Consider the following 14,961-nt stretch of genomic DNA (forward strand, 5'->3'; position numbering starts at 1 on the left):
AAATAACCAGCATAAAAAATTATGCTGGTAATAAAGCATTTTCACTAAATTGACATCTAAATTGATCCCCGGACAGAGTTTCTTCCTTCATCAGAATGTCAAGAGAATTGTCGAACACAGGACGATGCTTTTCCAGCAACTCCAAAGTCCGATTATGCAGGTCATTCATAATTTCGCCATTTTCCCGCATAAGTTCCTCTTTTGTAACCATTTCCATGTTAATAATCCCAAGAGAAGTCAAACCGGAAGTCATCATCGTATGAACAATGTTCAGCGCCTGCTCAAAATCATTACTTGAGCCCGTACTTCGACCGCCATAGTACATTTCTTCCGCAGTAGCCCCTGCGAGCGAGATCATAATCTGCTCCTCCAGGTACTGCTTGGTATATAAATAATGTTCTTGCTGTGGATTGTGACGCACGTAACCGAGCGCTTTCCCACGCGGGCTGAGCGCTACTTGACTTACGCTACCGGGACGGACGATTTCAGCCATAATAGCATGTCCCAGCTCGTGAATCGCTACACGTTTTTTCTCTTCCAATGTTGATTCTCGGTCTGTTTTTTCACCCATCATCACCTTGTCAATCGCCATGGATAGATGACTCTGCGCAATCATTTGCTGATCCTGTCTCATTGCATAGATGGCCGCTTCATTCATGACGCTCTCTAACTGTGCACCGGAAAAACCGTAAGACTCCTCTGCAATTTTGTCCAAATTAGCATCTTCCTGGATCGGTTTATTTTTGGCATGAATTTTAAGGATATGAAGACGGCCCTTCTTATCAGGCAAATCTACTTGAATATGACGGTCAAAACGTCCTGGGCGCGTTAAGGCGCTATCCAGCATTTCTTTGCGGTTTGTTGCCGCAATGAGCAATATCCGCGGCGTATCTGCCGAATAAATGCCATCCATTTCTGTCAGCAACTGATTCAAAGTCTGATCATATTCTCGTTGCTGTCCACCCTCACGCTTACCGCCAATAACATCAATCTCGTCAATAAAAATGATTGCATTTTCTTTCTTTTCCTTGGCTGCACGAGTGCGAGCCTCCCTAAACAACTCACGGACACGACCTGCACCAACACCTACATACATTTCAACAAATTCACTGCCTGAAGCTGCAACAAACACTGAATTGGTATAGTGTGCAGCTGCTTTCGCCATCAGCGTTTTCCCTGTTCCCGGGGGGCCTGTAAGCAAAACGCCTTTCAATGGACGGATGCCAAACTTGGAAATTTCATCATGACGATTCAAAAAATCCAAGGCTTCACGCAATTCCTGTTTAGCGCTTTCTTGTCCACCAATTTCCTCAAAAGTCAGCTTGTCCGGACCATTTTTTTTACGTTTGCGCTCTTGCCCGGCACCTACGGCCAAGCCGCCACGAGCATGCATGAGCATTAACAAGCCACTGAGCATCACGCCCGCAACAAGAAGAGGGATAATATTCACCCCAATAAAAACGAGAAATATAATGGCCACCGGCACAATACCGATTAATATTTCCTTGATCCATCTAGGCATTAGGCCATACCCCCATTTGCTGAGATTGACGTGGCAAAACGATAAACTTCGTCGCATTGCCTTCGCTGAGTCGGATATAGACATTGTTCGAATCCATATCGGTATCAGCCTTGATACCTGTCTTTTTCTTTTTCATCTGCTCAACTGTAGATGAAATTTGAGTATACTTTTTATTTTCCATCGCTTCGGCTACAGGAAACATAGCCTCAGACCACCATTGATTCAGTGCTGAATTGGAACGATCTGCGATATCCAGCTTAATGGTGCGGCTGCCAATGATGGATTGCCCTTTTTGCTTAACCACATCGACTAATCCGGCCACATCCGCCTGCGGTTTGAGATCTAGTTTCAATACCACCTGATCCTGTTTAATATCTATTTGAGCGCTTGTCACGCCTGGATATTGAGATACCAGTTTTTCCAGAGGACTTTGCATTGTAACCTGACGATAAATGAACCATCCTCCAAACATTAACAAGGCTGCCAAAACGGCCGCCACAACAATAGGAACTGCACGCAATTTCAAACAACATCCTCCTCTCAAAATGTAAAACCCAGAAGAAACGGGACGAATGTCAACAAACAACCAAATTGCATGATCTTATAATGATCAGCAACTCATTTATCTATCATTTTTGTCTATCACTTATAAAATATAGTATATCATAACGTAAATCTAATATCGAAGGCAATGTGTGGAGGAGTTGTGATAAGGCAAAAAGATGCTTCTGGCTTTTAGTCCAGCTTTGCGGAGCATTAAGTAAAAAGACGCAAATACGAATTAAATCGTATTTGCGTCTTTTTCTAATACTTTCAATCATTCCAAGCTATATAGACTGAGTATAAAAGTTATTTGGAGTGGCCCCATAGCTGTCAGCCAGCGGAGTGGAACACTTGAATCTGCAGAAGCGAAGCGATCGTAAGATCAAATGGACTACGCAGCGCTCCTAACGCTCTTGGGTACTCCCAAGCCACCGATCCACACTCTTAACATCGCGCTAGTAATTAGGCAAAGTATACTTTATCCCCGTCGATGCTCCATCTGAGAAACGGTAAAAGGTATAGTTGTGATGGCTTTCATCATCGTAAAACAGTTGCCATACATATTCGCCATTGAACACACTCGGTTGGAGCCTTACAATTTTTGCATTTGGAAGTTGCTGCTGAATTATCGCTGTCATTTTTTGCTCGTCGACTCCGTTTTTCATCAGCTCGGTATGAACACCGCTTGGATCTGCCGCAGGTATGTTAGGTTTCCCCTCCATTTTTTGAAAAGGAACCCATACCATTATATTTTCATTCTGTGCGTTTTTTCCTTGAACTACCCAATATATCTGATCCCACACAGACTTCCATGTCTGAGTCGTGCTAACCAGACCACCTGATTGCTTGGCCTTCATGATAGCGGCATTTTTCTCAGCCACCTGGTCTTGAGTAACATACGAATAATACCAGAAAATGCTGACCAGGATCAGTATTACGGCCAAAATGGCGACCGCTATCCATTTCTTCTTATTTTTCAAACCTGTGCTTCCTCTCTAAGGGGATGTGACACCTAAATTAGCGCGACAGCAGCCCTTCAAAGGCGGCTTGTGCCTCATGTTTGATACGTTCCTCGTCCATCGTCAGGCATTCGCCATTTTTCACAACCTGACGGCCGTCTACCCACACATGAGCCACGTCTTTGGCACTTGCAGAGTATACGGCATGAGAAATAAGATCTGTACGCGGCAAGAAATGGGCCTGATCCAGATCTAGCGCGATAAAGTCAGCCTTATTGCCTGCTGCCAGCGCTCCTACCTCTTTTAAACCAATCGACTTTGCACCATACTCTGTTGCCAGACGTAGTGCTTCATTTGCAGGAACTGCCGTTGGGTCGCCAGATACTCCCTTGTGAATGAGTGCCGCCAGACGCATTTCCTCGAACATATCCAGGTTATTATTGCTGGCAGGACCATCTGTTCCGAGTGAAACAGTAACTCCTGCACGCAGCAATTCAGGCACTCTAGCTACACCACTTGCCAGCTTCAAGTTGCTGCCTGGATTATGCGATACCGCCACACCTCGTTCCGCTAACAAAGCTATTTCTTCGTCGTTCAAGTGAACGCCGTGGGCAACAAGTGAAGGACGGGAGAAAAAGCCAAGCTTATCTAAGTGTGCAACTGGACGCAAGCCGTAGTCGCGTACGTTTTGTTCAACTTCGGCGATCGTCTCGGACATGTGCGTATGCAATGGTAAATCGAGATCATGTGCTGCTTGAACAAATTTCTCAATAAACGCAGGCGGGCATGTGTATGGGGCATGAGGAGACATCATTGTTGTGATACGTCCGTCTGCTTTTCCATGCCAGTTACGCGCAAAAGTCACGGCCTCAGCTAGCTTGATCCGCTGTTCTTCTTCTGAACAGAGTCCAATGGCTCCACGCATCAAGCTTGCACGAATGCCCGACTCTTCAGCTACACGAGCCACCTCATCCATATGATCGTACATATCCAGGAAAGTCGTGGTTCCACCTTTCAGCATTTCCAGCACTGACAAAGAAGTTCCCCAGTACACATCCGTAGATGTAAACTTGGCTTCCATAGGCCACATTTTTTCCTGAAGCCACACTTGAAGTGCCAAATCATCTCCATACCCCCGCAGCAGAGACATCGCCGCATGACCATGAGTATTGATCAGACCAGGTAAAAACAATAACCCCTTGCCGTCGATTGCTTCTGTCTCTTCCTCACCCGCAGGCAAAGTCTCGCCAATGTAAGTAATACGGCTATCCTCCACAATCATAAAACCATCGATTACCCCAGCCTCGGGTCCATTCACGGCAAACGAGCCGTTTTTAATCATCCATTTATTCACTGTCATATTGTGCTTCTTCCTTTCCGTCCTCCAGATAATAAGCGAGGCTAAGCAAATCAGTTGTAAAGTCTGTGGCATGTATCCGAATGTTAGCCGGTGCCTTGAGAATGATAGGTGCAAAGTTCAAAATCGCTCCAATTCCACTCTCAATCAGCCTATCAGCTACGTGCTGTGCCTCAAAATCAGGTACAGTAATAATCCCGATTCGTATATTTTTTTCTTTCACAGTCGCTTCCAGTTCATCCATCGGCTGTACGACCAAAGTATTGATTCTGGTCCCAACCTTATCCGGGAACGCATCAAAAACCGCCACAATCTTCATATTGTCTTTTAAATAAGCATTATAGTTCGATAGGGCTTGACCCAGATTACCTGCTCCGACCAATACTACATTAATTTGCTGGTCGATTTTCAGGATATGGCGTATTTTCTCAATTAGATAAGAAACATCGTAACCGATGCCCTTCCGACCAAAATCGCCAAAATAGGCAAGATCTTTACGAATTTGGGCCGGATTCAAATCTAACCTCTGTCCCAGCTCTTGAGAAGAGACCGTAGCCACCTCCCGTTTGTGCAGTGCATTCAGATAACGTAAATATACGGGTAATCTCCGTACGACAGCCTCTGAAATTTTATCTGATTTCATACTTGCTCCCCCTAATTGTAACGGACTTTAAGTGTCCGTCCGTTGTGCCTCAGTCTCCGGGGCGGATTGGAGCCATTCGGCGATGCGGGGCACCATTTGCTCCGATGGCATATGCTCCATTTTTGGTCCCGGTAACGAGTACAAAAAGTGCTTTCCATAATAGGATTCGATCACACGCGTATCGTAAACGATGACGACTCCGTGGTCGCTCGCTGTACGTACCAATCGCCCAAATCCCTGTTTGAAGCGAATAACTGCTTGTGGTACAGACAGCTTCATAAATGGATTCTTCTTCTGCTGCTGGAGCAACTCGCTTTTGGCCTCCAGTAACGGGTGGTTGGGCGGTTGAAACGGCAAGCGAACGATAGCCAGACAAGTCAAAGCTTTCCCTGGAATATCGACGCCTTCCCAGAAGCTACTGGTTCCCAGCAATACAGAAGCTTTCGCTTCCTGAAAACGGCGGGTTAGCTTGCTGCGACTCCCACTGTCCACACCTTGTCCTAACACGGTAATATCGCTGGACGCTAACGCCTCTTTGAGCGGCTCATACACTTGCCGGAGCATCCGATAGGAAGTAAACAGAACGAGCATTCTCCCCCGCGTCGCCTGGGCAGTCGCTCCTAGAGAGCTAACGAGCATCTCTACAAAATGTGCATCTCCTACACTGCCCTTCACACTCGGAAAATCTCGCGGAATGACCAGCAACACCTGATCCCTGTAATTAAAGGGTGATGGGAGCTGTGACGTCATTAATCGTCCTTGATCTGCTGCCTCCTGCAAGCCGAGTTGATCGGTCATGTACTGAAACGATTTATCTACCGATAAAGTAGCAGATGTCAGAATAATACTTCTTTTTTTGTCAAAAAACATTTCTTTCAACTGGCGGCTCACATCGACGGGCACCGCATAAAATTGCAATGATTTACTACGGAATTGTCCACTCGCTTCAAGCCAATATACGGTTGTTTCATCATCGAGTCGTATAAAGAAGCGCAAATTTTCCCTAATCCCCGCCAAATCCTTAAGCAGACCCGTGATATCTGTAATGAGACTATCCGCCGCATAATCGTCATGTTCTTCCTTGACATCCAGCATCAGCTTGTCGCCCTTGCGCAAAATTTCGCTCAATGTTACATAAAGCTGATTTTCCAATGCCGCCGCCTGATCCCACTTTGCAGGCTTGGCTGACGGTTTGAGACGCGAAGAAAATTGCCCCGTTTCACCTGGTGTGGCATCAGTTCGCTCTGGTAACATGCCAAACAGCTTATCGCTTAGTAGGTCCCAAGTTTCCTTAACCTCTAACACAAGTGGGTACAACTGATCAATGACCGAGGCCCATTCCGTCGACTTCTCATGCCCCGACTTTGCCAACTGCTGACGTAACGAAGGCAATTGCCCATTCTTGCTGTCCTTGAACAATCGAGTCAGCGTATGCACGAGTGTGAAATATTTCATATGCATGCCCAGGTGCTTACCAGCTACTTCCTCTAGATGATGTGCCTCATCAATCACCAAGTGTTCATAGCTAGGCAACAGTTGATGACTTGCTTTGACGTCGGTGAACAGCTTGGAGTGATTCGTTATAACCACATCCGCTGTTCCTGCTTCATGACGTGCACGATGATAGTAGCATTTGCGGAACCATGGACAAGAACGACCAAGACAGGACTCGGAATCACTAGCAACCGTTTCCCAAAAATCCCCTCCACGGTTGCTCAGGTTTAGTTCCTCATCATCACCGGTTTCTGTCAGAGTCAGCCAGACAATCATTTGAGCCGCTGTAATCAAGTCTTCCTTTGGTGTGGCGAAGTCTCTTCTGTTTATTTTATGTTCAAACTTACGCAGACACAAATAATGCCCCCGTCCCTTAAAGATGGCAGCCCGGAACGGGAAGGGAATCACTTTGGTCAGCATCGGAATATCACGCTCTCGCAATTGCTCCTGCAGATTAATGGTATGCGTGCTTACGGTGACCCTCTGCCCATATTTTACACTGTGATACAGTGACGGAAGCAAATAGCCCAGGGACTTCCCTGTTCCTGTACCCGCCTCAATCAACAAATGCTTATCTTGACTCAGGGCTTGATTTACACCCTCAATCATTTGTATCTGCGCCTCGCGCTCCTCATATTGGCTCAAGGATGAACGCAAATTGTCCCGTACATCATCCATATACTGCTCAAAGGAAACGCCTGACAGTGGATTCGGATCATCTTCTCTGCGTGGAGCAGCCAGTTCAGTCCAATCTTCCACTTTAAGCGCAAGCTGACGAAAAAACTGATGTTTCTCCAAATCCTGAATAGGATCTAGCTCTTTCTCTTCTCGTATGCCGTCAAGAAACCAACCCAGGTCGCTGTCTTCCTCTGCGAACAAATCGCTAAGCCGCTGTATCGTTATCAGAGGCAGTGCTTGAAGCTCACCCAGACACTTTAAAAACACCTCAGCCGTAGCCAACGCGTCGCTGTCTGCTTGATGAGGGCGGTCATGCGCCAGCCCAAACTCTGAGGAAACAAAACCTAGCTGATAAGAAGATAATGATGGAAACATAATTTTCAGAAAATCCATCGTATCCAAAATTCTACCGCTAAAGGGTAAATATCCACACCGGTCCAAAGCGCTTTGCAAAAAATTAAAATCAAACGCCACGTTATGACCGACGAGTACGACATCGTCCAGCATAGGCACGAGCTCCATCATCATTTCTTCGAGTGCAGGTGCATCCTTGACGTCATCGTCTGTAATTCCGGTCAATCCGGTGATAAAAGGTGGAATAGATCTGCCAGGGTTTACATAAGAGCCGTAAACACGGGAAATGCTGTTATCATGATCTATAATTGCAAGTCCGACTTGAATGATGTCATCCGCGGACTGGGTGCCTGTCGTTTCAAAATCCAATACCGCAAATTTCATTCGAGCTTAATCCTTTCTTATGACACATACAATAATAATAACTCTGTATAATAGCATAGCAGAAGATTGCCTGTTTGGAAATTAAGACAGCCAAAAAAGACGATGCACACGCCGCCTAAGAGAGGTGGGCATGCATCGTCTTACTCGGTGTCTGACAACTACATCCAGGTCAACATGGAGCTGTCGTAGCGAAGCTTTTCGACACCGGACAAACAGGCTTGCATATTGTGCAGTGGCTCGGGCAACGTTGGATCGAACTGATGCGCGAGAGCAAAATATTTTTGCGCCTCTTTTACGTCAGCCTGCTTTGCCATCAAACAACCCAGCGCATTATAGATGACCGCTTTTAGCCCTGGCTGTTCAGTCAGGTGCAGCACCTTTTGAAACTGGCTTATAGCCTCTGCTGGATCATCCAGTTGAAAATGAGCCATTCCCATATACATGTGACTCTGCCAGCTGTTCGGAAAATGCTGTAGCACCTGCTCAAATTGCTGGATTGCCTCCGGGTACATAAGTAAGCGATAATACCCCTGCCCCCTGTTAAATGCCGGTAGCTCCTTTTCAGGCAGCTCAGCGTCAGACATGTCGGCCTCTGCAGAAAATCCTGCTGCACGCAGGTAAACCATTTTTTCCTCAAAGGCCAGCCACTCATCCATAATTCCGTCACTCATTCTCCGCAGCAGACTCCAGTGCTGTAGCAGCTCCTGTCTGCGGGGGCCCTGGGCTGATGGGTAATGCTTCACGATATCATCTAACATGCTGTTCATTTCTGCGAATACATGCTGGAACATGTGCATCCCGCCCTTACGAAAGATGGATTAATACACTCACATTTTTCGCTTAAAAGACGGGTTTCATCCGCATTCCCATTCATTACATGATCGTTGCATGTACTTCCTTGTTCATCGTTTGGGCTGGTTTATTATGTTCATCCACAAATACCACAGTTGGTTTGTATGTTTTGGCCTCTTCATTTGACATGGAAGCATAGGAAATAATAATGACTGTATCACCGGGCTGGACCAGACGGGCTGCCGCACCGTTGAGACAAATTACGCCGCTCCCACGCGGTCCGGGGATCACATAGGTTTCCAGTCGAGCTCCATTATTATTGTTTACAATTTGAACCTTTTCATTCTCCAGTAGATCCGATGTCTCCATTAAATCCTCATCTATGGTAATACTTCCCACGTAGTTCAGGTTAGCTTCGGTAACCGTCGCGCGGTGAATTTTTGATTTCATCATAGTTCTAAACATGGGAAAGTACCTCCACTTTCTGTATTCTTATATTATCAATCAGTCGGGTATTCCCAAATTTTACAGCCAGCGCAACAATGACGTCTTCTTGCACATCACATAGGCGCTGCTCAGGGCGAAGGGGCTCCAGGCCAGGAAATGTTAATATTTCAATATAGTCAATATCTGCCAAAGGAGATGAGGTAATGGTCGACTCCACCATTTGATGCAACTGCTCAATCGTAATGGTGTTCTGTACAATATCTTCGCTCACTTCTTGCACCTTGCGCAGTGACTGGGACAGCACTAACGCCTGCTCTCGCTGTTCCGCACTTAAATAGACATTACGGGAGCTAAGGGCCAAACCATCGGCCTCTCTAACGATAGGACAAGGTATGAGGGTCACATTCATATTAAGATCAGTCACCATTTGTTGAAGCACAGCAACCTGTTGCGCATCCTTCATGCCAAAGAAGGCCAAATCAGGACCTACCATGTTAAACAGCTTGGCTACCACTGTAGTCACACCATCAAAATGGCCAGGACGGGAAGCGCCGCACAAGCGGTCTGTCAAAGCGGATACGCGAATTTTGGTTTGAGTTGGCTGTGGATACATTTCTGCTACAGTCGGCAAAAAGACAATATCCACGCCTTCGCGCCGTGCTACTTCCAGATCACGAGCTTCATCGCGAGGATAGCTGTCCAAATCCTCGGTAGGTCCAAATTGAATCGGATTAACGAAAATACTAAGCACGACTGTATCTGCCATTTCACGCGCCTTTTGCATCAAGCTCGCGTGCCCTTCGTGCAGGTATCCCATTGTTGGTACAAAGCCGACTTTATGTTGTTGTACAGAGGCAGAATCGTGTAGCATTTTTGCTCCATTGGCCCCAAGCTGCCGACGCTCGGCAATAACCTTACGCAGTTGAGCCACTTCTCTTACGATGATCATGACTGTGATTCCACCTTTTCCTTAGCTTGTTCCTGCGCTTGTCCTTTTGCCTGACCGTACAAGGACTCCAGGGACTCCACAACGCGATCATCCGCGCTGAACACATGCTCTGCGGCCGGGAATGCCCGCCCTTTTACATCGCTCACATACTGCTCAATGCTGCTGCGGATCAAGCCGCCTACATCGGCATAGGTTTTAACAAAACGTTTACTGAAATATGGCGATGCATATTGAATCAGATCGTGATAAACAAGTACCTGACCGTCACATCCACGTCCTGCACCGATTCCAATGGTTGGAATGGAAAGTTCTTTAGAGATCGCCGTTGCCACTTCCTCAGTCACTAATTCCAGTACAATACCAAAGGCACCCGCCTGCTCTAACGCCTTGGCATCAGCCATTAACCGGCGTGCGTCTGCTTCATCCTTACCTTGAATGCGATAACCGCCAATCTGATTAACCGATTGCGGAGTAAGTCCGATATGTCCCAGCACAGGCACACCTGCCTGAACAGTCGCTTTTACGACATCGGCAATTTCAGCTCCGCCCTCCAATTTAACAGCATGCGCATGCCCTTCCTGCATCAAACGGCGGATGCCTTGAAGACTTTCGGATATGCTGCCGTGATATGTCATAAAAGGCATGTCCGCTACGATAAATGTATGCTCAGCGCCTCTTGCCACTGTCCGGGAATGGTACACCATATCATCCAAGGTCACAGGGATGGTTGAATCGTAACCAAGAACTACGTTACCCAGCGAGTCACCCACGAGAATGATATCAATTCCCGCCTCCTCAGCTATTTTAGCCGATGGATAATCATAGGCGGTCAGCATACTGAGCGGAATGCCCTCCTGCTTCATTTTTTTCATTTTTACAATATTCAGTGCTTGTTTTCCTGCCATTGCGAATGGCTCCCTTCCATCTTTTTTTGGCACAAAAAATAACCTTTTATGAACGCCTGTACATCTGCGTCATCAAAAGGTCCGAACAGCCAAAAAAGACACTCATTTTGAGATCGTCCCTTCTGTCTCGGTCCTGTTCGGCTCAGAGCAGAATCCAACGTAACCTTCAAATGAAGTTATGATGGTCTTACAAACTTACTAAAGTAGAGCATGTGCCCTTGGAGTGCAGCTCGGACCGTCCGATGCCGCCTCCTGCACAGTATAACAAAAAATATCAGCTTTTTCACGTGAAGTTTTACACAGGAAACAGAAAAATTGTGGTCGTATGCTCAGCTAAGGTCGCTTCTACAATTGTATATCCCCTGAAATGACCTGGATTCGCTCACCGTGGTCCGTTTCAATTACAAGTGCTCCTGAAGGGTCCAAGCCAACCGCTGTACCTTCTACCGCCATCCCTTGTCCCGTATGTGCCCGTACGCTGCGGTTCATCGTCACGGATAACGCCTCCCACAGCATGGCTATAGGCTGGAACCCCTGATCGGCATATAGCTTGCTTAGCTGCTCCATTTCTTCCAAAACAGCAGCAATCAGCGCAGTACGGTCAATTTCAAGCCCTGCCTCTATTTTCAAAGATGTCCCTACATGGGATAACTCTTCCGGGTAATCTTCTACATTCAAATTAACGTCAATGCCAATCCCTGCAATGCAGTAGCGAACCCGTTGATCCTCTGTTGCAGATTCCAGCAGAATACCGGATACCTTGCGACCATGAATCAGCAGATCGTTGGGCCATTTGATGCCTGCCTCTACACCCGTCAGTCGGCGAATAGCCCTACACACCGCCACGCCTGTTAACAGCGTTAGCTGAGGGGTAAAGGCCAAGGGCTGGGTGGGGCGCAATACAATGCTCATCCAGATACCTTTGCCGCGAGGAGAATACCATTTCCGCCCCAGACGTCCCCGACCTGCCGTTTGTTCCTCCGCAAGCACTAACGTTCCCTCCGGCGCACCCTCTTCTGCCAAACGCATTGCATCCTGCTGAGTGGATACCGTTGAGTCCAGAATAACGATACGCTGACCAAACGATTGAGTGGTTAACATACCTGCCAATTTGGAGACTTCCAGCCGGTCTGGCTGAGATATCAGCCGATAGCCCCGCCGTGAGGAGGCATCGATATTATAACCCAGCTCACGCAGTTTGTTGATCTGCTTCCATACCGCTGTACGACTAACCGACAGTCGTCGGCTAATCTCCTCCCCAGATACGTAATCGGATGAACCTTCCTCCAGTATGCCTAACAATCTTTCATGATTATTCACTACTCATCACCCGTTTCACTTCCTGAAGCAATGTTTCTGTTTCATTCGGGATATCTCCGCAAGCGACCGCTTGTAAAAGCCGTTCCATCATCTGTCCCAGCCAAGGTCCACCTGGTCGATTCATTGCCTGAACCAGTTCATTTCCAGTAATATTTAAATCCTTGATACGAACGACGACCGCCTGCTGTGTCCACGAGTTTGCCAGTTCGGCAATTTTCTTCACATGCTTTTCTACCCATGGCGGTAATCCGCGAAACGAAGAAGGCAGTGTCTTGTAAAGCTCCAGCCAGTCTGAAGCTGTGTCCTTTCCCAGCTTAATTAACAATCGAATCCAGCTACGACGTAATTCCTCATCGTTGATACGGTCAGGACCCCTCGAAACTGAGTTGCCAGCTATGGCAACAGCATGACCGATGAGCTCGTTTTCCCATTCCAATAAATGAACCAAACGTAGACGTACAGCGTTGGAGAAAGTCCAAGCTCTTAAAAGCTCGTCCGCTGCCTCTGAGCTAAGTCTACAAGACATAAGAAGCAAACCCCACCGCAGCTCTGCTGGCAGCTGCACGATCTCCTGGAGCGCCTGTGCGTCACATTGTTCCCAGGGAACCGGAACCTTCGTACAGCCCAGCAATCCGCTACGGCCCAGCATCTCCAGTCCACGTAATGGGTCAGGTCCCGCTAGCACCTTTTCTAACTCGACTCGCACCCGTTCCATGGCTATGTATTGAAGTCCCTCTCTGCGACGAATCATACCTTTCCAAGTATTGTAGGCCACTCGGAACCGAAATACAGAGGCGAAACGGATGCAGCGCAGCATTCGCAGCCCGTCCTCCTCAAAACGTTCCTCAGCTCGTCCCACACAACGAACGAGAGAGGCTCGCAAATCTGCTTCCCCTCCAAACGGGTCCACTCGCTCCCCATGTTCAGCCATCGCGATTGCGTTCATCGTAAAATCGCGCCGCATCAGATCCTCACGGATGTCCTTCACAAAGGATACTTCCGTCGGACGGCGGTGATCGGTATAACCGCTTTCCGTACGAAAAGTGGTCACCTCGAACGCATGACCGTCCTGCATGACCGTTACCGTCCCATGCTGGATTCCTGTCGGAATAACATGAGGGAATAGCGCTAAGACCTCTTCAGGTTCAGCCGAGGTGGTCAGATCCATATCATGAATAGCACGTCCTAATAGCTCATCCCGCACACAGCCACCGACCCAATAAGCTTCGTGGCCTGCTGTGGTTAGTGTATGTATGACCTCTCTGCCGTGAAGAGCCATCTCTGGGTCAGCATGTTGCCAAGTATTTGTATTCACAGGGTTTCCCCCTTTGCAAGTATTCAATAAAAAAACGGACGCGAGTCCGCCCCCTTAAACGCTGATCGGTTTAAGATCCGGCACCTCGCGTCCCAACACACGGTAATAAATCTCTTCATATTGACGAGTAATCAGCTTATCACAGAATACGGTACGTGCGCGTGTCAGGCACGCTTCACGGAAACGTTCCGCCATTGCTTCATCGGACAACAGTTCTACAGCATATTCTGCCATCGCCTCTGTATTACCGATTTCAGCCAGATACCCCGTACTTCCATGTACAACGAGTTCAGGTACTCCTCCTGCCTGAGAACCGATTGTTGGCACTCCACAAGCCATGGCTTCCAGCGCAACTAGACCAAAACTTTCTTTCTCCGACGGAAGCAACAGCACATCTGCCATAGAAATCACTTCTGCGATTTGATCCTGCTTACCTAAAAAGAAGACTTTGTCCTGTAAGCCTAAACTTTCGATTTTACAACGAATTTTCGGAAGATCCGGTCCTTCTCCCACCAACAGTAGCTTCGCAGGTACCTTTTGTTGCACTCTGTCGAATATATCCAGCACATCTCCCACCCTTTTGACAGGACGGAAATTGGAAATATGCATCATAATTTTTTCGTGCGGTTGGGCAAAATCTCTCCTAAGCGCAGCAGCATCTCGTGGATAATATACTCGTTTATCTACAAAGTTGTAAGTCAAATCAATAGGTCGTGTTATTTCCAACGCATCAATCGTCTCCCGAATCAAATCTTTGGAGACGGCTGTCACAGCGTCACTTTTGTTAATAGCCAGTCGAATCAGATCCTTTAATGATTCATCCTGTGCCAACACTGTAATATCTGTACCGTGCAGGGTGGTAACCACTTTCAAATGATCGCCCACCATTTCCTTCGCCAAATATGCGCATACTGCATGCGGAACAGCATAATGGACATGGAGTACATCCAAATTCTTCATTTGAGCCACCTGGGCCATTTTTGTCGCTAGCGACAAATCATATGGCGGATATCTAAACACGTAATAATCGTTAACCTCAACTTCATGATAAAAAATATTCTTCTGGAACGCCCCGCCTAATCTGAACGGAATGCTATTGGCAATAAAATGAACCTCATGCCCTTTTTCTGCCAGCAACTTGCCCAGCTCTGTAGCCACAACGCCAGAGCCACCCAGCGACGGATAACAGGTAATCCCAATTTTCAGTTTGTCATTCAAGCTAAGCTGCCTCCTTCCGTCCATCCATAATCACTCGTATGCCCATGTATTTCAGCATTCTACAACATGCGTAAGTATATA

Annotated in this window: 13 protein-coding genes; all 13 read right to left on the bottom strand. The window is 47.2% G+C overall.

Annotation, left to right across the window (positions count from 1 at the left end; genetic code table 11):
• Window positions 1–19: 19 nt before the first annotated feature.
• Window positions 20–1,522: an AAA family ATPase gene (locus tag ACUC6J_RS14140; RefSeq protein ID WP_447249009.1), complete on the bottom strand. Its 1,503-nt coding sequence runs from the start codon at window positions 1,520–1,522 to the stop codon at window positions 20–22.
• Window positions 1,515–2,048 carry a hypothetical protein gene (locus ACUC6J_RS14145; RefSeq protein WP_016822175.1) on the bottom strand — a complete coding sequence of 178 codons (534 nt, stop codon included), beginning with the start codon at window positions 2,046–2,048 and terminating at the stop codon, window positions 1,515–1,517. Before ACUC6J_RS14145 ends, ACUC6J_RS14140 begins: the two co-directional genes overlap by 8 nt.
• A gap of 472 nt (window positions 2,049–2,520) precedes the next feature.
• Window positions 2,521–3,045, bottom strand: coding sequence for a cell wall elongation regulator TseB-like domain-containing protein (locus tag ACUC6J_RS14150; RefSeq protein ID WP_019687843.1), 525 nt, complete (start codon window positions 3,043–3,045; stop codon window positions 2,521–2,523).
• Window positions 3,046–3,082: 37 nt separating this feature from the next.
• Window positions 3,083–4,384 carry an amidohydrolase gene (locus tag ACUC6J_RS14155; protein ID WP_447249010.1) on the bottom strand — a complete coding sequence of 434 codons (1,302 nt, stop codon included), beginning with the start codon at window positions 4,382–4,384 and terminating at the stop codon, window positions 3,083–3,085.
• Window positions 4,371–5,024, bottom strand: coding sequence for a redox-sensing transcriptional repressor Rex (locus ACUC6J_RS14160; protein ID WP_016822178.1), 654 nt, complete (start codon window positions 5,022–5,024; stop codon window positions 4,371–4,373). The genes ACUC6J_RS14155 and ACUC6J_RS14160 overlap by 14 nt, the downstream gene beginning before the upstream one ends.
• Before the next feature lie 27 nt (window positions 5,025–5,051).
• A complete protein-coding gene (gene dinG, locus ACUC6J_RS14165) occupies window positions 5,052–7,934 on the bottom strand; it encodes an ATP-dependent DNA helicase DinG (protein WP_044785193.1) in 2,883 nt (960 codons plus the stop codon).
• A 158-nt stretch (window positions 7,935–8,092) separates the two neighbouring features.
• Window positions 8,093–8,725, bottom strand: a complete 633-nt coding sequence (locus ACUC6J_RS14170; protein WP_016822180.1) for a tetratricopeptide repeat protein — start codon at window positions 8,723–8,725, stop codon at window positions 8,093–8,095.
• Window positions 8,726–8,807: 82 nt separating this feature from the next.
• Window positions 8,808–9,191 (bottom strand): aspartate 1-decarboxylase, encoded by a 384-nt coding sequence (gene panD, locus ACUC6J_RS14175; RefSeq protein WP_013371641.1) that lies wholly within the window; start codon window positions 9,189–9,191, stop codon window positions 8,808–8,810.
• Window positions 9,184–10,122, bottom strand: coding sequence for a pantoate--beta-alanine ligase (gene panC / locus ACUC6J_RS14180; protein WP_447249011.1), 939 nt, complete (start codon window positions 10,120–10,122; stop codon window positions 9,184–9,186). Before panC ends, panD begins: the two co-directional genes overlap by 8 nt.
• Complete coding sequence (gene panB / locus ACUC6J_RS14185; RefSeq protein WP_016822182.1) at window positions 10,119–11,027, bottom strand: 3-methyl-2-oxobutanoate hydroxymethyltransferase; 909 nt, start codon at window positions 11,025–11,027, stop codon at window positions 10,119–10,121. Before panB ends, panC begins: the two co-directional genes overlap by 4 nt.
• Before the next feature lie 345 nt (window positions 11,028–11,372).
• Window positions 11,373–12,347, bottom strand: a complete 975-nt coding sequence (locus ACUC6J_RS14190; RefSeq protein ID WP_447249012.1) for a biotin--[acetyl-CoA-carboxylase] ligase — start codon at window positions 12,345–12,347, stop codon at window positions 11,373–11,375.
• On the bottom strand, window positions 12,340–13,662 hold the full coding sequence (locus ACUC6J_RS14195; RefSeq protein ID WP_025365115.1) for a CCA tRNA nucleotidyltransferase: 1,323 nt from the start codon (window positions 13,660–13,662) through the stop codon (window positions 12,340–12,342). Before ACUC6J_RS14195 ends, ACUC6J_RS14190 begins: the two co-directional genes overlap by 8 nt.
• Before the next feature lie 54 nt (window positions 13,663–13,716).
• On the bottom strand, window positions 13,717–14,880 hold the full coding sequence (bshA, locus tag ACUC6J_RS14200; protein WP_016822185.1) for an N-acetyl-alpha-D-glucosaminyl L-malate synthase BshA: 1,164 nt from the start codon (window positions 14,878–14,880) through the stop codon (window positions 13,717–13,719).
• Window positions 14,881–14,961 lie beyond the last annotated feature (81 nt).

This window comes from Paenibacillus sp. JJ1683 (assembly GCF_053006485.1).